Source organism: Soonwooa buanensis (assembly GCF_900167905.1).
Taxonomy (GTDB): Bacteria; Bacteroidota; Bacteroidia; order Flavobacteriales; family Weeksellaceae; genus Soonwooa; species Soonwooa buanensis.
The window spans coordinates 41,224-60,553 of the sequence record NZ_FUYZ01000001.1 but is presented as its reverse complement, the minus strand read 5'-3'; the positions used below and the strand labels follow the sequence as shown (position 1 = coordinate 60,553).

Genomic DNA, 19,330 nt, shown 5'->3' with positions numbered 1-19,330 from the left:
GTTCCCTTTTATAAATTGCGTTTAATATTTAATTAATAGAAGCTTGAGTTAAATTATTTTTTTTAACTGCTTTTGGACTACTGGTTCGAGATATTTTGCAACGATATAAGCTAGGATTATAATAAATATTGACGACAAAATAGGCAATAAAAAATATGGTATTTGTGGGAAATAATTATGAATTTTAATGATAGATGCAATTAGCATATTCTCGTGCAACAAATATAACGGATAACTTATAAAGCCAATAAATGTAAAAAGTCTTGTACAAAATATAGCCCCAAACTTCTCCCAAAACAATGCTGCAAAAAACACCAGATTAACCGCAATTAAATAGATTAATAATATCAAATCTTGGAATTTATAAGCATAAAATAACGAACATACTACTGTAAAGATGATAGCCAAAAGCGTCTTTTTATCAGGTTTTTGATAATACATATAAGTTAATGCACCCGCGACGAACCACCCAAAATGTATAAAAGATCCAATATAAGTTTTCAATAATCCAGATTCGTGGATAAGATTGTGGAAGATAAAAATTTGCAAAATGCAAGCTGACAAATACAAAAGAAAGATGCCTAATAACGCTATATTTCTGTTAAACATAAAGTATAACGCACCAAAAATGATGTAGAATTTAACTTCGACATATAGCGACCAAAATGACAATTCTAAAACAGGAAAATCTGTTTTAAAAATCATTTCCAAAATACCATTATTAATAAATGTAATCCCAGGCAAAAGCGATTTTAACTCTGGAATTCCGAAAGGCCTTTCATAGAAAAAACTTGCGGTTAAATACACGAGTAAACTGCAAATTAACATACTCGGAAAAAGTCTAATCCATCTATTTTTCAAAAACTTCCAGTAATTTGGTGTCTTTTCAACGGACATCAAAATCACAAATCCGGATATCAAAAAAAATAATTGAACGCCGAGACTTCCATATTTGAACAAGATAATCTCCGAAAATTGCCTTTTATAAGGATAGTATGCGTCCCACACCGAGTAACCATGGAATAATAGTACCAGCAGAATTGCCAAACCTCTTAGCCCATCAAGAACTAAAATACGTTTTTTACTTGCAGTCATATTTTTTTCGTGTAAAGAACAATTTGCTCTTTGTTATTGTGTTTTTAATAAAGTCAAACGCAAATTTAGTTTATTTCTTAAAGAAAAATCTATTTTAACAAGTGTGTTTTTTATAAAGATGAAATTTGCATCAGTTTAATTTATATTTTTTATCAGAACATTGATTTTGGTGTATTATTTTCAGTAAAAATGCATTTAGTGTGTGATGTTTTAATTTCCTACTAAAGAAGGTGATTTAGTGAAGCAATTCTTTTAAATTCAAATAAATGTTTCTTATAGGACCAATTGATTTCATCGAAAAGCTCTTTGTTATTTTCTTTTGGTAGCTTTTTGACTACGTCGATTGCTTTTAGGAGCAATTCCCGCTATCCGCTATATCTTTAATGCGCCGCTCGGACGGCTCCGCGAAGCTCCGCCGCCTCACGGCGCCTCAAAGGATGCCGCTTCTATCGGGGCTAGTATAATAATAAGATTACTATAGTATAAAATCCAGATTCATGATAAATTTTAATTTTCTTACTTTTGAACAAATTGTAAGAATATGATTTTCGAGGAAGCCAAAGTCTTTAGCAACGGAAACCTACAAGAACATTTGGTTGTCGGTCATCCGTATCATCCCGCAAGACCTGCTTTTTTGTTTTTGAAAGAAGGTTTTATCAAGCTTCGTGAGCAGATTAATGTTTACACGCTTCATAAAAACGGTGTGATTCTTATTGATAGCACTTCCGTTTACGAAATCCTAGAATACAGTGAAGATATCGATATTCTTATCGTTGCTTATAACCGAAATTTCTTTGATACACTTAATTTAAAACTCAATAGGCTTCACGCTTTTCGAAGTATCAGAGCCGAATTTAAGAAAGGTTATCAAGCAAGCGAATCTGAGTTTCCTGTCTTGTGGCAAAATGTTCTCAATATCCAATATTATATCGAAAACATTGATCAGCAGGAGTATCAAATCGAAATTATTGAATCTTTATTTGCGGCTTTGGTTTATCAATTGGCCAATATTGTCGCACATCAACGGAAAATTTCCAAACAAAAAATGTCGCGCTCTCAGGAGATTGCGTTCGATTTTATAAAACTGGTTACAGGCAATTTTAAAATTGAACGGAATGTAGAATATTATGCGCAACGCTTGATGATTTCAAGTCGGCATTTAACGGTGGTTTTAAAAGAAGTTTTTGGGAAAAGTGCCATTCAGATTCTTAACGAATTTGTATTGAACGAAGCCAAGGCACAACTTAGTTCTAGTTTAAAACCGATTAATGAGATTTCTAATGAACTGAAATTCAGTGATCAATATTCATTCAGTCATTTCTTTAAAAAACATGAAAATTTGAGTCCATCTCAATATCGAAATCAATTTTAGATTTCAATCTTACTTTTGAACATCAAAACACGTAAACTGAATCATTTTAAACGCTTGTTTAGCACGCTACCTTTGTCCTGTGAAAATTGAAGTAGAAAAAACTTCAAAATAACAACAAGGAAAACAATGAAAAACAAGGTACAACAAACGATGTTAGCACTCAGTATGCTAACATTTGGACTGTCTTATGCTCAAGAATCTCGCGATCTATCTGTAGATCAAGTGATGGATTTGGCTTTACAAAACCATCAGCAACTAAAAGTTTCAGCAAAAAATATCGACATTGCAAAACAACAAACCGAAGTTGCAAAACTTCAGAAGTTGCCTTCTATTACAGCATCTACAAGTCAGTTCTTTCTAGGAAACGCACTCATTATTGACAAAGATTTTTCCAATTCGACCAAAGTGGAAATGCCGCATTACGGAAGCACATATTCTGTACAAGCGCAGCAACTTATTTTCAAAGGTGGATTGGTAAATAAGTCGATTGAAATGTATGATTTGCGCGAACAATTAGCAGAGCTAGATGTCGAAAAAGATCAACAGAATGTAAAATTTTTGGTGACTTCCAATTATTTGGACATCTACAAATTGATCAATCAAACGGAAGTTTATCAGAACAATAAAAAATTAGCTCAAGAACGTTTAAAAAACATTCAAAAATTCTATCAGCAAGGCATGATTACACGAAATGAAGTGATTCGTGCGGAGTTGGCGATTAAGAATTTGGATCAAGGACTTTTGATTTTAGAGAACAACCGAAAAATTGTGACCTATCAGTTAAACGTTGCTTTGGGACTAAATCCAGATACGCAAATTAATCCGACGGAAGGTATCGATATTCAGGAAAAAGGTTTGGATAGAGATTACTATCAAAATTTAGCATTCGAAAATCATCCAGCAATGAAGTCGGCTTATAAAAACGTGGAAGTTGCAGATAAAAATATTGAAATTATCAACACCGATAAAATGCCGACCATTGCGGCTTTCGGCGGTTATAATATGCAAAGACCAATAACATCGAGTGTTCCCGCAATGGATATGTACACGAATTCGTGGCAAAGCGGAATTTCTTTGAGTTATAATATCGATAATTTATATAAAACCAAAGAAAAAGTGAAGTTGGGACAATTGCAAAAAGAGCAAGCTAACGAGGCGACTTCACTCATCAAAGAACAGTTGGAAGTTGGCGTTAATGCGGCTTATGTGAAATATGTGGAAGCGATTCAGCAAGCAGATTTGTTCAACGATTCGAAAAAACTAGCGGAAGAAAACTACAAAATTACCGAGGCTAAATATCTAAATCAATTAGCGGTACAAGCCGAAATGATTGATGCGCAGAATCAAAAACTACAAGCAGAATTGGATTTTGCCAATGCTGAAATCAACGTTCTATATCAATATTACAACTTACTAAAAACGACAGGAACTCTTTAATAACGGACAATTACAAATGGAAAACAAGGATACACAACAAGAAAATACAACTCAGCATCAGGAAAACGAACCAAAAACGCAACACGTTTCGCGACCTACAACAGCTGAAAAAGTAAAACAGAATAAGAAAAACAAAGCAAAATCGATGATTTCAAACGTCTTGGTTTTAGCGATTATCGGATTTGGAATTTATTGGTTGATCACGCAATATTTCCACATCGGAGATAAAAATTATACCGAAGCCGCGCAGGTTGAAGAATTCATCAATCCGATTAATACAAGAGTTTCTGGATATATTAAAGAAATAAAATTCAACGAACATCAAACCGTGAAAAAAGGCGATACGTTGGTTGTTTTGGATGAGCGCGAAATCGAAACGCAACTTGGACAAGCGGAAGCGGCTTATCAAAATGCTTTGGCTCAAAAAAATGCAACAGGATCTTCGGTGAATACGGTTTCGAACAACGTTAACGTGATGGAATCGAACATTGCTGGCGCTAAAGCAAGACTTTGGAATGCAGAACAAAATTTAAATCGATATAAAAATCTTTTGGCTGCGGAAGCAGTTACAAAGCAACAATACGACGCCGTGAAAACGGAATATGATGCCTTGAAAGCGTCTTACGAAACTTTGATTAATCAAAAACAATCGGCGAATCTTTCGATTACAGAAGTGAAATCTAAAATCGGAATCAACGATGCGGAGATTAAAAGAACCAAATCTGCTTTGGATATGGCGCGATTAAATCGTTCGTATACGGTTATTACAGCGCCTTACGACGGAATTATGGGAAGAAGAACGATTTCTGAAGGACAACTAATGCAGCCAGGTCAACAAGTTGCGACCATCGTTTTGGAAGGAAGCAAATGGGTGACGGCGAACTTTTTGGAACGTCAAATGCCGAATATCAAGATCGGAAGTAAAATCGTGATGTCGGCTGACGCTTTGGGTGGCGAAAAATTTGAAGGAGTTGTTACAGCAATTTCAGCGGCAACAGGTTCTAAATATTCAGCGGTACCAACGGATAATTCAACAGGGAACTTTGTAAAAGTTCAGCAACGTATTCCGGTTCGAATAGAGTTTACAGATAAAAATGATGCTGCGAAAGTAAAACAATTACGCGCAGGGATGAATATGGTTTTGAAGCTGGAAAAGTAGAGAGAAGAATTAAGACGCTAGATTTCAGACATCAGAAAAGAAACAAAGCGTAAAGAAATATATGAAAAATTATAAATCTGAAATCTTGAGTCTAGCATCTAATATCTAAAAAAACAAAAATGTACAATAAAGGATTATTTAATGATTGGGTTCCGAAACCTGTCCAGCTTTTATTGGTGATACTTTTCGCAGGTATCCTGATGCCAATGGGCGGGATTTACTCGGGAAACATCGCTTTTATGGCGAGTGATTCGGGATCCATGACCGAATATTATATGATGGCGAATTTTGTTTCATCCATTGGGATGGGCGCGGTGATGCCAATTGCTATTCGACTAAAAATGCGTTTCAAAATTCGAGATAAAGTCACTTTTATTTTAATTGCTTTAGCTGCTTTATTATTCATCAGTGGGACAACCGAAAATCCGTGGATTATCGTCATTAATTCCCTTTTAATCGGGTTTTTAAAGATGGCTGTTGTTATGGAATTTATGTTACCACTTATGATGATGGTACCAAGTCGAGGCGCATTTTACAGCATGTTATACGGTTTTGTACTCGTACTATCGCAATTGGCGAATTATTACGTGGTAGAATTTTCCATCCTCTACAATTGGGAATATTTTTACATCCTAACGGCGGTTACATGTTTGATTTTGGCGCTGATGAGTTGGATTTTCATGCATGATAAAAGATTCGCACTCAAAATGCCGCTGTATTACATCGATTGGATGAGTATGTTGATGTTTGTGGCGACATTTTTTATGTTGGCTTATGTACTGTCATTCGGGAAACAACAAGATTGGTTTAATTCGCCGTATATCGTATGGAATACCATTGGTTTTGTCGTGAGTTTGGTTTTGCTAATTGCCCGTCAATCCCATCTAAAACGTCCATTTTTATCATTTAATATTTTTAAAAAGAATAACGTTCAGCACGGGCTTTTCATGTTATTTTGTTTAGGGATGTATATGGCGCTTGGATCGATGCAAAATACCTTTGCGTTGGGTGTTCTTCAATACGATCAAATGACGAATGCGAAATTGAATCTTTTGATGATTCCGGGACTTATTGCGGCTGCAATTGTGGCTTTGTATTGGTTCAAAAAAGAATTTAATCTTAGAATGTACATTTTTTCAGGCTTTGGCGCGATGCTGATGTTTAGCATCATTCTGTATTTTTCCATGGTTCCTGAAATGAATTTTGAACGTTGGTATCTGCCGATGTTTTTAAAAGGTTACGGTATGTGTAGTCTTTTCATTGGGGTTTGGTATTACGCGATGGATAAGTTGGATGTTAATGACCTTTTGCCCGCATTCGGATTCGTTTTATGTTGGCGTTCGTTTATCACGATTGGCTTGTTTTCAGCAGCGTTTTCGTGGATTCAATATCAATTTCAGGTTCAGGCGGTTGGCGATTTGGCGGTTCATATGGACAGCATGATTTTAAATCCGCAAGCAGCAATGGCTAATTTGAAAGCCATCCAGTTAAATGCCATTCTTGTTGCTAACAAAAAGCTTCTTGGCTTGGTAAGTATCGCTGGATTTTTCATTCTTATTTATATTTATTTCCATCATTTTGGAAGAATAAAACATACCGAAGTTCGTTTAATTCGAGTTTTGAAAGGTAAATCTTACATCGCAAGACGCCGAAGAAGAGAACAACAATTACTGAAAGAAACCATCAATCCTATTAAAGACGTAGGAGGTGTTAGTAATATATAAAATTCCTTGTTTTTCTTGGAAGCTCCGAAGTCCATTGGATTTTGGGGCTTCTTTTTTTAGGAGCTTTTCCCGCTATCCGCTCTATCTTTTGTGCGCCGCTCGGACGACTCCGCTACGCTCCGTCGCCTCACGTCGCCCCAAAGGATGCCGCTTCTATCGGGGCTAAAAATAATTAGGCAAGAATTTAATAAGGAAGATCTCGAATATTTAATTTTCAATTGAAAGATACTAAGCCTTAGATTGTTAGTGATTTGACATGACGAAAATCCATTGAAATGTTGTATTATTGTGAGCCTTTCGATTTTGTTAAGAATCTATGAAAGTTTTAGTAAAACTTCAACCACTAAATAAGTTGGACCACTGTGACAATACAATATTATTTTTTTTAATAATTGTTGTTTGGCTCATTTTTACTTTTTTGTCGAAGTTATTACTCAAACAAAAAGAGTTCCACTCAAGTCGGGGCGCGGAGAAGGGATAATTAGCAATTTTTAAAAATCCAAAATTTAGGATATTTTACTGATAGTCTTTTACAAATCAATTAATTATACTTGGTTTAAAAACTGACCTCCAAATTCCTAAAAAACTTTATATTTGCTAGATGGATTATAAAAGACTTATCATAAGAGGAATTTCCTATAGCCAGACACAATCTGGTGCCTATGCATTATTATTAGAACACGAAGAGACAGGTGTCAAACTACCTGTTGTTATAGGTAATTTCGAAGCACAATCCATATCACTCGGCCTCGAAAAGGATATACAACCACCGAGACCATTGACGCACGATCTTTTTTCAAGCTTTGTAAAGGCAACCCAATACCGATTGAGTTCGGTTGTTATTTATCAAATTTTAGATGGCGTATTTTTCTCCAATCTCGTTTTTACAAACAATATTTCGGATGAAGAATTAATTTTGGATGCACGCACGTCGGATGCTGTTGCAATGGCAGTTCGATTTGATGCACCAATTTTTACGACTGAGCAAGTCCTTAGCGAAGCCGGAATTCTTTTAGAAATCAACGAACCTGAAGAGATGTCGGCGGATGTTGAAGGAAGTCAACCAATAGTAGGACTAGAAGAAACCAGCCTTAGCAATTTATCATCACAAGAATTAGCGCAACTTTTAGAAGACGCAGTTAAAGAAGAAGATTTTGACACCGCTTTACAGGTACAAGAAGAGATCAAAAAGCGCAACAGAAAGATTGAATAATATTTCTATTTACATTTCATAATTATGAACATAAAATTACGTTTAACCATCATGAACTTTTTAGAGTTCGCAGTATGGGGGGCTTACTTGACTTCAATGGGAAACTATCTGGGGTCAGTTGGTTTGGGTCCTAAAATTGGACTTTTTTACGCTATGCAAGGGATTGTTTCAATCTTTATGCCAGCCATTATGGGGATTATTGCAGACCGATGGATTCCTGTCCAGAAGCTTTTAGGTATTAATCATCTTTTAGCTGCAATTTTTATAATTGGTGCTGGTTATTACGGACAGACTGCTGGCTCTAATGTTGACTTTACAACCATTTTTACATTGTATTCTTTAAGTGTTGCATTCTTTATGCCTACCATAGCTTTATCGAACTCGACGGCTTATACCATTCTAAAACAAAACAATCTCAACACAATAAAAGCCTTTCCTCCTATAAGAACTTTCGGGACGGTTGGCTTTATAGTTGCGATGTTATTTGTTAATTTCTTTGGAATAGAGAATGGAAGTTATGGATTTAACTTCAGCGGAGATGCTAGTTTTAAGAGTTTTCAGTCGGATTATAATCAATTCTACATTTCAGGAATTTTAGGGATATTATTGTTTTTATATAGTTTTTCATTACCTAATTGCCCTGTTGATGAGTCTACGGAAAAGAAGTCTATGAGCGATGCTCTAGGATTAAAAGCCTTTGCTTTATTTAAAGATAGAAAGATGGCGATTTTCTTTATTTTCTCGATGTTACTTGGGGTTTCATTGCAAATTACAAATGGTTATGCAAATCCATTTATTACGACTTTTAAAGATATTCCTGAGTATGCAAATACATGGGGTGCTCATAATGCAAATGCTTTAATTTCGTTATCACAAGTTTCAGAAACGCTTTGTATTCTTTTAATTCCTTTTTTCTTAAAAAGATTTGGTATCAAAACCGTAATGCTCATGGCAATGACTGCTTGGGTATTGAGATTTGGATTATTTGGACTAGGAAATCCGGGATCTGGTGTATGGATGTTTATCATTTCAATGATCGTTTATGGTATTGCGTTTGACTTTTTCAATGTATCGGGTTCGCTATATGTTGATAATGAGACAAGTAAAGAAATTCGCTCTTCTGCGCAAGGCGTATTTATGATGATGACCAATGGTTTTGGTGCAACAATTGGGATGTTAGGTGCTCAAGAGGTTGTTAATCATTTTGTATTTAGTCAAACTGATCTTGTTGATCAATTAGCTGGTTGGAAGACATCTTGGTATATTTTTGCTGGTTATGCATTGGTAGTAACTATATTGTTTGCTATCATTTTTAAACACAAACACAATCCAGAAGATACAGCCAATATTTCGCATTAATTTTATTAAACTTTAAATATTACAAAACTCCGAACTCGATTGATTTCGGAGTTTTTTTATTGTATTTTTGAAACTAAGATTTTTAAATTTAAAACAATGACAATTTTAGAACAGATAAAAAACGGAGAAACTAATTTTGATTTTAATAATGTTATCGCTGATATTGACAAACATTATGACTTTTTTCCAACCAAATTTACCAACGGTGATCAAATTAACGTTGCCAATCAGAACAACGGCTCTTGCAAGATTTTTTATTTTGCTAAAATGAATAACCTCAGTAAAGAGCAGACTTTAGATTTGTTCGGAGATTATTACAAAAAAGAGGTATTGCAAGATCCCGAAGGAGACGATCATCAAAATATCCGCAACTTTATGAAGTATGGTTGGGATGACGTAAAATTCGATGGTGAAGCTTTAGTAGAAAAATAATCAAGCTAATGATTGTGGCTTAAATCTTGTTTATAATCTTTTAAATATTCAAATTATGAGATCGAGATTATTTAAAACACTTTTGACAATCTTAGCGCCTATCGTTATCGATTATGTGGTTAAGAAAGTTACTCAAAAGAAAACACAGCCAACTGATAAAGAGTTGCAACAGTCTTAAAAATAAAAAAAGCTATTCGAAATCTGAATAGCTTTTTTGTTATGTTTTAGTTTGGTTTAGAATTTCCAACCAAGCGTAAATACTAAATTGTTCATTTGATTTTTAACTTTTGATACGGCATAAGCAGGAGAGTTGATATCAAAATTGTTGCTGTAATAACCAGTTCCGTTATTTGCCGAACCATACAAGAACGGATTGTCATATTCTGATGACACGTTTTGATATGATGCATCGATGTAGAAAGCTTTAAAGTCATAGCCAAGACCTACGCCCAAAGTATTTCTTTTAGAAAGCATTAGATTAGAGTAGTTAACATCATGTATAGATCCATCATTATTGTAGCTAGACAACATAATGTTATTGAATGGATTATTAGCAAATGCATAACCAGCTCTCACACGAAGACCTTCGTAACGATATTCAGCACCAAGTCTCACTTCTGATGAGTTTTTATAATTCTCATTATAGAAAGCATTAAGATCTGAATTCACAGCTGAAGTCGTTGTATATTTAGGCTTACTTAATCCTTGGATATAATCGACGTTAAAAGCGAAATTTTTATTCGGAACAAAAGCGGCACTCACCGTTGCTTTGAAAGGTGTTCTTAGATTTCTAGATTCCGAAAATTCGGCAGTATCTGTATAACCATCATTCGCAATTGCATAATCTCTATACACTCGGTCTACATTCCACCAAGTTGGCGTTTCAATAGCTGCTCCTAAACGGAATTGATTGTTGATTTTACCAATAATACCAAAGTTAGCTGAGAATCCTCTCGAATCTTCTAAATATGGCGTGTATTGCTTTTCGTAAGAATCGGTAACATTATTTGCATCTAGATGAAAAAATGAATAATCATCCTGTGTATAACTAATGCTACTCATGTTAATACCTGCTCCTAAATAGATTCTGTTATCATAATTGGCACCAATCGTAAAGTTAGTTTTATCGGAACGGCCATCTCTGCTATAGACATGTCCTTGATAACTTAAATTACCAACAAGTGGATTATTATTTTCATCTATTAAATCCTTTTGGATTTTGATATTGCTATTTCCAGGAGTTCCAACTTGATCATTTAAGAACGTTGAATTGTAGCTAACACCAATGTTTACAAATTTCCATTTAGAATTAAGATTACTTAAGTCAAATGCAATAATTGCAGAGGCGTTGCCTAAATCAGTTTTATTAACTTTATTAGAAGCAGAAGCGCTACCTAATGTACTTGTATTCTTGTTAGAATAGGTTGATAAACTAAGACTAAGGTCACTTGCAATATTAACTCCCAAACCTGCAGGGTTAACATTAACGCTAGAGATATCGCCACCTAAAGCTCCCATTGACCCCGCCATACCTACATATTTTGCGGTCCCATTAATGCTATTGTTGTTATAGACATCGGTTGTATTCTTAATTTCTGATATATCCTGAGCTTGTAAATAAAAAGCTGCTGGTAAAGTAAGTATCAGTAATGTTCTTTTTAACATATTAAAGTTCTTAAATAAAGACTGTTTTATAAGTTTATAATTATTTTTTTAAATGGGATTAACGTCCGCCAGATCTCATTCCGCCTCCGCCTCCAGAACGCATGCCACCACCGGTGCTACCACCCATACTTCCGCCAGATCTTGTACCTCCACTAGAGTTGAATCCTCCGCTGCTAGATCCGCTATTACGATATCCTCCAGAATTTTGCATTGGTGTTGTATTTCTGAAACCACCGTCGTTACTTCTAATGCCGCCGTTATTACTACGAGTACCACCATCATTTCTCATACCTCCATTTTGGCGGATAAATCCGTTATCATTTTGATTAGGGAAAGATTGAGGATTTCTGTAACCACCCATATTATTAGGATTTCTTACATTCCCATTATTTCCGTTATTAATCATACCTTGGTTACGAATGCTACCATTAGAATTTCTTCCGCCAGAATTATTAGTAGTAATATTTCTTACACTAGTTTCTCTTAACATTCCAGAAAGTCTATTTCCGTTTGTATTTCTTGTTCCTCTCGGAATATAGTATGAGTTGTTACCATAGTAAGGATAATATCCGCCACCATATCCGTAATAATACGGTGAGTAATATGGCGAATAGTAGCTTCCCCAATATCCACCTCCATAGCCATAACCCCAGAATGGATCATAGAAACTGTTGTAATACCAAGGGCTTCCCCAACCCCAATTCATTCCGATATTCCAACCATAGCCCCAACGAGAACCATAATATGGCATACCGTATCCATAATATCCAGATCCCCAACCCCAATTATTATTGGTGTAATAAGTTTCTGTTCCTGTATAATTTCCCCAATCAGACTCATAACTTCCGTAACGGTTGTTACTAAGTTGTTGGTTTTTCACAGATTGTTCAACGATACCAACATCGCCATAGTCATAATATTGGTCTACCTGATTACCATAATTCCCTGAATAACCTTCTGGAAGGCTATCTCTATTAGGATCATAGTATACACCATCAGTCTCAGAATAACCTCCTGTATAGACAATACAAGACGTTAATAGGAAGCTGCTGGAAATCATTATTAAGGCTTTTGACTTAACAAGATTAAAAATGTTATAATTGTTAAAAGTTTTCATTTTCAACAGAGTATTAAGTTTATTATATTTGCATTTCTTTATACCAAATTTGTACCAAAAAGTACGATAAATAGGCAGGTAAAATTACTGCTTTTATTTTAGATTGGCTTTATAAAGAAAAGTTAAAAAGAAATATCAAAAAAATTTATGGCAAAGTTAACAACAAGGGCAGAAGATTACAGCAAATGGTACAACGAATTGGTTGTAAAAGCTGACTTAGCAGAAAACTCTGGTGTGCGTGGTTGTATGGTGATTAAACCTTACGGTTATGCAATTTGGGAAAAAATGCGTGACGAGATGGATCGCAAATTCAAAGAAACAGGACACGTTAATGCTTATTTCCCCTTGTTTGTCCCGAAAAGCTTGTTCGAAGCGGAAGAGAAGAATGCGGAAGGTTTTGCTAAAGAATGTGCGGTAGTTACGCATTATCGTCTTAAAAATGATCCAGACAATCCAGGAAAATTAATTGTTGATCCTAATGCAAAATTAGAGGAAGAACTTATTGTTCGTCCAACTTCTGAGGCGATCATTTGGAGTACTTATAAAAACTGGATTCAATCTTATAGAGATTTACCAATCTTGATTAACCAATGGGCAAATGTTGTACGTTGGGAGATGAGAACGCGTCTATTCCTTAGAACAGCCGAATTCCTTTGGCAAGAAGGACACACAGCGCATGCAACGCGTCAAGAAGCGATTGAAGAATCTGAACAAATGTTAGATGTTTATGCAGATTTTGCAGAAAACTTTATGGCAATTCCTGTTGTTAGAGGTATTAAAACACCATCTGAGAGATTTGCTGGTGCGGACGAAACTTATTGTATAGAAGCTCTTATGCAAGACGGTAAAGCTTTACAAGCCGGAACTTCTCACTTTTTAGGACAAAATTTTGCGAAGGCTTTCGATGTTAAATTCACTAATAAAGAAGGTAAAATAGAATATGCTTGGGCAACGTCTTGGGGAACGTCAACTAGACTAATGGGTGCTTTAATTATGACGCATTCAGATGATCATGGTTTGGTATTGCCACCAAGTTTGGCTCCAATTCAGGTTGTTATTGTTCCTATTTTTAAAGGAGAAGAACAATTAGAACAAATCAGCAAAGTAGCTTTGGATATTCAAGCAAAATTAAAAGCGAAAGGTATTTCTGTTAAATTTGATAACGATACACAGAACAAACCGGGTTGGAAGTTTGCTGAATACGAACTAAAAGGTGTGCCAGTAAGAATGGCAATTGGTCCTAAAGATTTAGAAAACGGAACTGTCGAAATCGCGAGAAGAGATAATTTGACTAAAGAAGTGCAACCAATTGATAATGTTGATACTTATATTGAAGAATTATTAAAAACAATTCAGCAAGATGTATTTAATAAAGCTAAAACTTACAGAGATACTCACGTAACTAAGGTTGACACTTATGAGGAGTTCAAAAAAGTTTTAGAAGAAAAAGGAGGTTTTATTTCGGCGCATTGGGACGGTACAGATGAAGAGGAAGAGCAAATCAAAAATGAAACAAAAGCCACAATTAGATGTATTCCTTTAGATAACGAAATGGAAGAAGGCGTATCTCTTATTACAGGAAAACCATCAAAACAACGTGTTTTATTTGCGAAAGCATATTAAAATTTAGTTTTATTTGATAAAAAGTTAACACATGGTGTAGTTTTTGATTATCTTAGTATTATCAAAAAAAATAAACACTTATGGCAATTAACTTAATCGACCTTATCAAAGGACAACTTAGTCCAGAAATTGTATCACAAGTATCAACACATTTAGGAGAAAGTAACTCCAATGTGTCAAATGCAGTTAGTGCATTCTTACCAGCTATTATTGGTGGAATGGCAAATAATTCGGGGGACTCAACACTTTTCTCTACTCTGAAAAGTCTTGCGTCTTCCGATTTTGTTTCTCAGATGACGAGTGGTTCTGACAGCGTTGCTGGAACTATCAAGTCAATAATTTCTTTAATTTTTGGAGGAAAGGCAGATACTTTGGTTAACACGGTATCTAATTTTGCTGGTGTTAGTCCAGCTTCTGGTCACCAATTATTAGATCTAGTAGGAGGGAGCAGTTTTGGATTTTTAGGTAAGTATATTACTGATAACAATCTAGATCAAAACCAATTCACTAATTTGTTAAATGATCAAAAAGGCATTGTTTCGGGCTTATTACCAGCGGGTCTTAGTCTTGCAGGTTTAGGTCTTGGTGGAGCCGCAGCTGCAGCGACTCCGACAGTGGAAGTTCCGAAGCCTGTTGTTAACAAAGAGACAGAGTATGTTGACTCTGGCGCTCATGTTACAAAAAGCGGAAATGTACACACGCCACCACCAAATGACAATGGAGGAGGAGGTTCTATCCTGAAGTGGTTACTTCCATTGTTACTTCTTTTATTGGCTGGTTGGTTCTTATGGAAACAATGTGGCAAAAAAGGTGATACTGTACCTGCTGGTACCACAGATAGTACTGCAATTGTAACAGACACTGTTGCATCGAGTACAACTGTAGATTCTACTGCTAATGGTACAACGGTGCAAAGAGAAAGTATGGTAGTTACTTTACCTAGTGGTAAAACTATTAATGCTTACAAAGGAGGTATCGAAGATCAAATCGTTACATTCTTAAAATCTGACGAGTATAAGAACTCAACAGAAGCACAACTTAAAGACAGATGGTTTAATTTTGATAATTTAAATTTCGAGTTTAATTCAACTAAATTAACACCAGAATCTCAAGTTCAGTTAGATAATTTGAAAGCTATTCTTGCTGAGTTCCCAGCTGCTAACATCAAAATTGGTGCTTACACAGACAAAAAAGGTGATGCTGCAACTAACCTAAAATTATCTAAAGAAAGAGCTACAGCTGTTAAAACTGCTTTAGGTTCTGCTCAAGTTAAAGAAGCAGAGGGTTATGGTTCAGAATTTGCAAAAGTTCCAGCTGATGCTTCAGACAAAGAAAGAGAAGCAGATAGAAAAACTGCTATTCGTTTTGTGAAATAATAAAATCAATAATTTAAAAATAAAGATGGTCGAATGTATTTTCGACCATTTTTTATTTTATTAAACTCTTGAGCTGTCAAATATTTAAAAAAATATATTTAAAGAACTGGAGTGTTATTTGGTTTAAATATTTGCAAAGTTTTAGTATTAATTTTTGCGCAAAATACTTTATATTCTCTATAATAAATATAGGTGTTTTATGAATTTTGCAAATGGTAATATGTTGATTATTAGATTTTTAATTTGTTTTAAAATGGACAATAAATGTTTTTAAGCCTTAAAAAGGCGCTAAATTATTTTGCTGTTTTCTAAAAAAAATAGACAACAAAAGCCAAATACGAGATTCGGCTTTTACTTTTATAAATGATTATTTTTTAATTTTTAAAACTGTTCACGTTTGTTTTTAGAGATTTGTTTAATTAATGTGTATTTAATCGAACTAGCATCTGCGGGTGGATTAGCGATTTTGGTTGTAGAAACTGTCAACACATAGTCGTAACCAGGTTGATACGTAAATCCATCAATTTGATTATAAAAGTAAGTCCACTGGTCCGTTGGTTTCTCTCGGACTAACATACATTTTTGCGTCCCAGCTCCGTTCGAACAATCTTTCTGTTCTGCACTTACAAAAAGTGTCTTAATACTTGTATTATCCGACGTCTGTACACTACATTGCACAGATGAGATGAAAAATACAGCAGCTGATAAAAATTTAAGGCTTGATTTCATAATTTTAGATTTAATAGTTAAGTTTTTTCAATTACTATGCCATGACACGAGGTTATGTAGCATCAGTACTTTTAAAATAAATAATCAATCTTTTTTGCGCCAGAGAATCTTTCTTAATCATGGTCAAAATCTTACATTGCTTTGAAGATTATTTATCGTCGCCAAAATGTAAATGAGGATGATTTCCGTTTTTATAAATTACTTGCAAAAATGCAAAAACCATGGCTGTTGACCATCCAACAAGCATAATGCCGTTAATGGCTTCCAATCCTGCAAGAATCCGCCATTCGGAATCGATGACGACATCGCCATAACCAATGGTAGTAAAGGTAATTAACGAAAAATAAATAGATTCGGAAAAGCTTGATAAACTTGAAATTTGTGGATTCAAATAATAGACTGCTGCCCACAAAGTGCATTGCCCACCGTGTAAAAGTGTGAAAAACATGATGAGAAATACCAACATTGCGAATGCAGTTAGCAATTCATTTTTTGTGCGCCAACGTTTGAATTGTGGAATAAATATTTTAAGGAAATAAAGAGTCGACAATGCCTGAATAAATACATTACAGGCAACTACCAAAATCCCAACTAATACAATTTGTAACATGTTGCGAAGTTAAGGAGAAATTTGACTTGCTAAAATATATTAGAGTCTGCTAATTGTTTTTCACTAAAATCCAACCATTTTTTGTTTTGCCTTTGCCATCTTCGAAGATGTACCAATAGGTCCCCGATTTAAAATTTATATATTCCTGATGTGTTGAGGTTGAGTTAAAAACGGCCATTATTTTCCCGAAACGATCTATAATAGTTAGTTTAGCTTCTGGCGCCTTTTCTAAATACTTTAGGTTTAATTTATCATTTTTTCCGTCGTTGTTAGGTGTAATGACATTAGGTATATTTAAAAACAAATATTCGGCTTGCGATAGACAGTCCGTCCCAAAAGTTCTTACTTGCACAATATAAAAATCTGGTTTTAAATTGATGAAAGAACTGTTTGGTTGCCAAGGTATTATGATGTTTTCTTCACTGTCAAGAAGTTGATATTCGTACGTAGGCGTCCCAGCAGTTACATTAACATTAATAGAATTATTTGCCAATTCTTCAATATTGATGTTTGAGTTATTAATTAACGGAATAGTGATACTAAAGATTTTAGCACATTGTCCTTTATCTGGTGTGAAGGTATATTTAATTTCTTTTTGGTTGTCAATTTCGGGTGACCAAGTTCCTTTGATGCCATTGTCAGAAGTTGTTGGCAATGGAGGATTAGTTTGCTTAAAACAGATTTTATTCAAGCTCGAAAATTCAGGATCTGTTCTTGGTTTTAGTTTAATTTTAGAAACGATAGAAACGGTTTTATCACAAATATTATTTGTAAAGCGAGTTACTTTTAATTCTTGTTCGGTAGTAATATTGGGGATTTTAATTTCAAATCGACCAGTACTATCAATGGTGATTGTTTGTGTTGATCCATTGTTTAACGAATATTCCACTTTATCATTTGGGGTACTTCGTATCGTGAAAATAGCTTCGGCTTCTTCATCACAAACCGGGCTGTTATTTACAATGCTTGGGTCATTACAAGTAACCCCGCATACCGAAACTTCTGGTGTTATGACAAAGTTGTAAGCCATTTCTACGCCATCACTTACTGTTCCGTCGCCCATGGAGCCAGCAATATGATGTCCTGCATAACCATAATGCGAACTACCTTTTTTAATGACTGCACTACAATGGCTACCTATTTCACAAAATGTTATAATGTCTGATGATAAAATGCCATTCGATGCTCCCCAATAATTATAAGTTCCTTGTTTTTCTCTACCAATCATGTAATATCCATTATTACCAGCGGTGTAGTATTTTCCATCTTTTGTAATTATTCCGGTATTCTCTCCCCAACTTTGATGTTCGCCAGAAGAAACCCAAACAATGTCATTAACAGGGCTGCCATCTGTATATCTTGAAATAGCCCATGTCTTTTGTATCTTTTTTATGTATGGAACTGTTCCTAACTGTCCATATTCATTATGGCCGAGTACAAAAAGTTGTCCTAGATCATCTAAGACAAAATAAGATGCAGTATCTAATTGTCCAGTTCCCATCTGTATCATTTTTATTTTCGAAATACCAGTTGGCACAAGCATTTTAGTTGCATAATCAAGAGAAACAGTCTGTGATATTTGATTGGCTCCTAGTTGTACTTTTTCGCCCCAAGTCCATAGCGAACCATCTTTTTTTAACGCATATCCTTTTGCACTTTGCCCACGACAGACGATGACATCTTTAAGTGACGTAGTAGGATTTTCCATAACTTGATGCCACACATTATCACTTCCTTGCTTTCCATTAGCCCAAGCTACTGGGTTTTCGCTTAGGACATATACCTCGCCGGTACATGTTGTCAAGATTAATGTATAAGTGGAAGCGAAAAGCATTTTGACATCTTGTGGTGTTATCCCAGCTGGCAAACCATCTGACTTAGAATCCACAGTCACTTTATCAAATTCGTCAGTCGGTTTGATACTTAACGGGATTACTGCCCCAGAAGCACCTCCAGCAAATAAACCTTCTGTTGTTAATACAATTAATTGACCATTACCATAAAAGGAGCCTAGTGCAACTTTTAAAATATCACCACGTAATTTTGGATAGTTTTCTTGATTTATTATTTGGGGAACACTCGCTGGTGTGGTGCCATCCGATTTTCCATTTGCGCCCCAAATTTTCCATTGACCAAAAGCATCTTTAACCACTGAGGTATGAAAAGCAACTGTAAAATTATCATATTCTATTAGGCTAGGATCATTGCCAGAATATAAGCCACTATTAGGATTACAATCCGAAAAGGTGTTACATTGGGAGTATATTAATATTGAAAAAAAATATGGTAAAATGAGTAAAAATTTTTTCATATTTATCTGAAGAATAATTTTGATAGTTGCTGACTTTTTTTTGTTTTGTTAAATCTACAAAAAATAACTACTATTAATATAAAAAAGTAAAATATAGTATTGGTTATC

At 34.9% G+C, this 19,330-nt stretch carries 16 protein-coding genes; 10 read left to right on the top strand and 6 right to left on the bottom strand.

Features of this window, described 5'->3' with window-relative positions; all coding sequences use genetic code 11:
* Positions 1-48: 48 nt before the first annotated feature.
* Positions 49-1,095, bottom strand: a complete 1,047-nt coding sequence (locus B5X62_RS00300) for an acyltransferase family protein (protein ID WP_079665402.1) — start codon at positions 1,093-1,095, stop codon at positions 49-51.
* Between the two features lie 541 nt (positions 1,096-1,636).
* On the opposite strand from B5X62_RS00300, the gene B5X62_RS00295 reads away from it, so the two are divergent.
* From B5X62_RS00295 to B5X62_RS15705, 8 genes are all read left to right on the top strand, one after another.
* Entirely contained in the window at positions 1,637-2,467 is an 831-nt protein-coding gene (locus B5X62_RS00295; RefSeq protein WP_079665401.1) for a helix-turn-helix domain-containing protein, read from the top strand.
* A 126-nt stretch (positions 2,468-2,593) separates the two neighbouring features.
* A complete protein-coding gene (locus B5X62_RS00290) occupies positions 2,594-3,904 on the top strand; it encodes a TolC family protein (RefSeq protein ID WP_079665400.1) in 1,311 nt (436 codons plus the stop codon).
* 16 nt (positions 3,905-3,920) lie between these two features.
* A complete protein-coding gene (locus tag B5X62_RS00285; RefSeq protein WP_079665399.1) occupies positions 3,921-5,063 on the top strand; it encodes an HlyD family secretion protein in 1,143 nt (380 codons plus the stop codon).
* 119 nt (positions 5,064-5,182) lie between these two features.
* A complete protein-coding gene (locus B5X62_RS00280) occupies positions 5,183-6,787 on the top strand; it encodes an efflux MFS transporter permease (protein WP_079665398.1) in 1,605 nt (534 codons plus the stop codon).
* A 601-nt stretch (positions 6,788-7,388) separates the two neighbouring features.
* Positions 7,389-8,000, top strand: a complete 612-nt coding sequence (locus tag B5X62_RS00275) for a bifunctional nuclease family protein (protein WP_079665397.1) — start codon at positions 7,389-7,391, stop codon at positions 7,998-8,000.
* A 24-nt stretch (positions 8,001-8,024) separates the two neighbouring features.
* Positions 8,025-9,359, top strand: coding sequence for an MFS transporter (locus B5X62_RS00270; protein ID WP_079665396.1), 1,335 nt, complete (start codon positions 8,025-8,027; stop codon positions 9,357-9,359).
* A gap of 96 nt (positions 9,360-9,455) precedes the next feature.
* On the top strand, positions 9,456-9,791 hold the full coding sequence (locus tag B5X62_RS00265) for a HopJ type III effector protein (RefSeq protein WP_079665395.1): 336 nt from the start codon (positions 9,456-9,458) through the stop codon (positions 9,789-9,791).
* Between the two features lie 55 nt (positions 9,792-9,846).
* Positions 9,847-9,969, top strand: coding sequence for a hypothetical protein (locus B5X62_RS15705; RefSeq protein WP_262507642.1), 123 nt, complete (start codon positions 9,847-9,849; stop codon positions 9,967-9,969).
* Between the two features lie 56 nt (positions 9,970-10,025).
* Here the strand turns inward: B5X62_RS15705 and B5X62_RS00260 are convergent, their stop codons facing one another.
* Together B5X62_RS00260 and B5X62_RS00255 are read right to left on the bottom strand one after the other, a co-directional pair.
* A complete protein-coding gene (locus B5X62_RS00260) occupies positions 10,026-11,456 on the bottom strand; it encodes an OmpP1/FadL family transporter (RefSeq protein ID WP_079665394.1) in 1,431 nt (476 codons plus the stop codon).
* 58 nt (positions 11,457-11,514) lie between these two features.
* Positions 11,515-12,573, bottom strand: coding sequence for a hypothetical protein (locus tag B5X62_RS00255; RefSeq protein ID WP_079665393.1), 1,059 nt, complete (start codon positions 12,571-12,573; stop codon positions 11,515-11,517).
* Positions 12,574-12,720: 147 nt separating this feature from the next.
* Here B5X62_RS00255 and proS point away from each other — a divergent pair, with 147 nt between their 5' ends.
* Positions 12,721-14,196: a proline--tRNA ligase gene (proS, locus tag B5X62_RS00250; RefSeq protein WP_079665392.1), complete on the top strand. Its 1,476-nt coding sequence runs from the start codon at positions 12,721-12,723 to the stop codon at positions 14,194-14,196.
* 80 nt (positions 14,197-14,276) lie between these two features.
* On the top strand, positions 14,277-15,572 hold the full coding sequence (locus B5X62_RS00245; protein ID WP_079665391.1) for an OmpA family protein: 1,296 nt from the start codon (positions 14,277-14,279) through the stop codon (positions 15,570-15,572).
* A gap of 381 nt (positions 15,573-15,953) precedes the next feature.
* Here B5X62_RS00245 and B5X62_RS00240 read toward each other — a convergent pair whose 3' ends face one another.
* The 3 genes from B5X62_RS00240 to B5X62_RS00230 form a co-directional block, all read right to left on the bottom strand.
* The gene (locus tag B5X62_RS00240) at positions 15,954-16,301 is read right to left on the bottom strand and encodes a DUF4377 domain-containing protein (protein ID WP_079665390.1); all 348 of its coding nucleotides are present in this window, start codon (positions 16,299-16,301) and stop codon (positions 15,954-15,956) included.
* A 148-nt stretch (positions 16,302-16,449) separates the two neighbouring features.
* On the bottom strand, positions 16,450-16,911 hold the full coding sequence (locus B5X62_RS00235) for a potassium channel family protein (protein ID WP_079665389.1): 462 nt from the start codon (positions 16,909-16,911) through the stop codon (positions 16,450-16,452).
* Positions 16,912-16,960: 49 nt separating this feature from the next.
* Positions 16,961-19,222 carry a T9SS type B sorting domain-containing protein gene (locus B5X62_RS00230; protein ID WP_079665388.1) on the bottom strand — a complete coding sequence of 754 codons (2,262 nt, stop codon included), beginning with the start codon at positions 19,220-19,222 and terminating at the stop codon, positions 16,961-16,963.
* Between the last annotated feature and the right edge of the window lie 108 nt (positions 19,223-19,330).

Bases quoted from the DNA above. Each gene is read 5' to 3' on its own strand.
- B5X62_RS00300 (WP_079665402.1), bottom strand. From the start codon at position 1,095: ATGACTGCAAGTAAAAAACGTATTTTAGTTCTTGATGGGCTAAGAGGT.
- B5X62_RS00295 (WP_079665401.1), top strand. From the start codon at position 1,637: ATGATTTTCGAGGAAGCCAAAGTCTTTAGCAACGGAAACCTACAAGAA.
- B5X62_RS00290 (WP_079665400.1), top strand. From the start codon at position 2,594: ATGAAAAACAAGGTACAACAAACGATGTTAGCACTCAGTATGCTAACA.
- B5X62_RS00285 (WP_079665399.1), top strand. From the start codon at position 3,921: ATGGAAAACAAGGATACACAACAAGAAAATACAACTCAGCATCAGGAA.
- B5X62_RS00280 (WP_079665398.1), top strand. From the start codon at position 5,183: ATGTACAATAAAGGATTATTTAATGATTGGGTTCCGAAACCTGTCCAG.
- B5X62_RS00275 (WP_079665397.1), top strand. From the start codon at position 7,389: ATGGATTATAAAAGACTTATCATAAGAGGAATTTCCTATAGCCAGACA.
- B5X62_RS00270 (WP_079665396.1), top strand. From the start codon at position 8,025: ATGAACATAAAATTACGTTTAACCATCATGAACTTTTTAGAGTTCGCA.
- B5X62_RS00265 (WP_079665395.1), top strand. From the start codon at position 9,456: ATGACAATTTTAGAACAGATAAAAAACGGAGAAACTAATTTTGATTTT.
- B5X62_RS15705 (WP_262507642.1), top strand. From the start codon at position 9,847: ATGAGATCGAGATTATTTAAAACACTTTTGACAATCTTAGCGCCTATC.
- B5X62_RS00260 (WP_079665394.1), bottom strand. From the start codon at position 11,456: ATGTTAAAAAGAACATTACTGATACTTACTTTACCAGCAGCTTTTTAT.
- B5X62_RS00255 (WP_079665393.1), bottom strand. From the start codon at position 12,573: ATGAAAACTTTTAACAATTATAACATTTTTAATCTTGTTAAGTCAAAA.
- proS (WP_079665392.1), top strand. From the start codon at position 12,721: ATGGCAAAGTTAACAACAAGGGCAGAAGATTACAGCAAATGGTACAAC.
- B5X62_RS00245 (WP_079665391.1), top strand. From the start codon at position 14,277: ATGGCAATTAACTTAATCGACCTTATCAAAGGACAACTTAGTCCAGAA.
- B5X62_RS00240 (WP_079665390.1), bottom strand. From the start codon at position 16,301: ATGAAATCAAGCCTTAAATTTTTATCAGCTGCTGTATTTTTCATCTCA.
- B5X62_RS00235 (WP_079665389.1), bottom strand. From the start codon at position 16,911: ATGTTACAAATTGTATTAGTTGGGATTTTGGTAGTTGCCTGTAATGTA.
- B5X62_RS00230 (WP_079665388.1), bottom strand. From the start codon at position 19,222: ATGAAAAAATTTTTACTCATTTTACCATATTTTTTTTCAATATTAATA.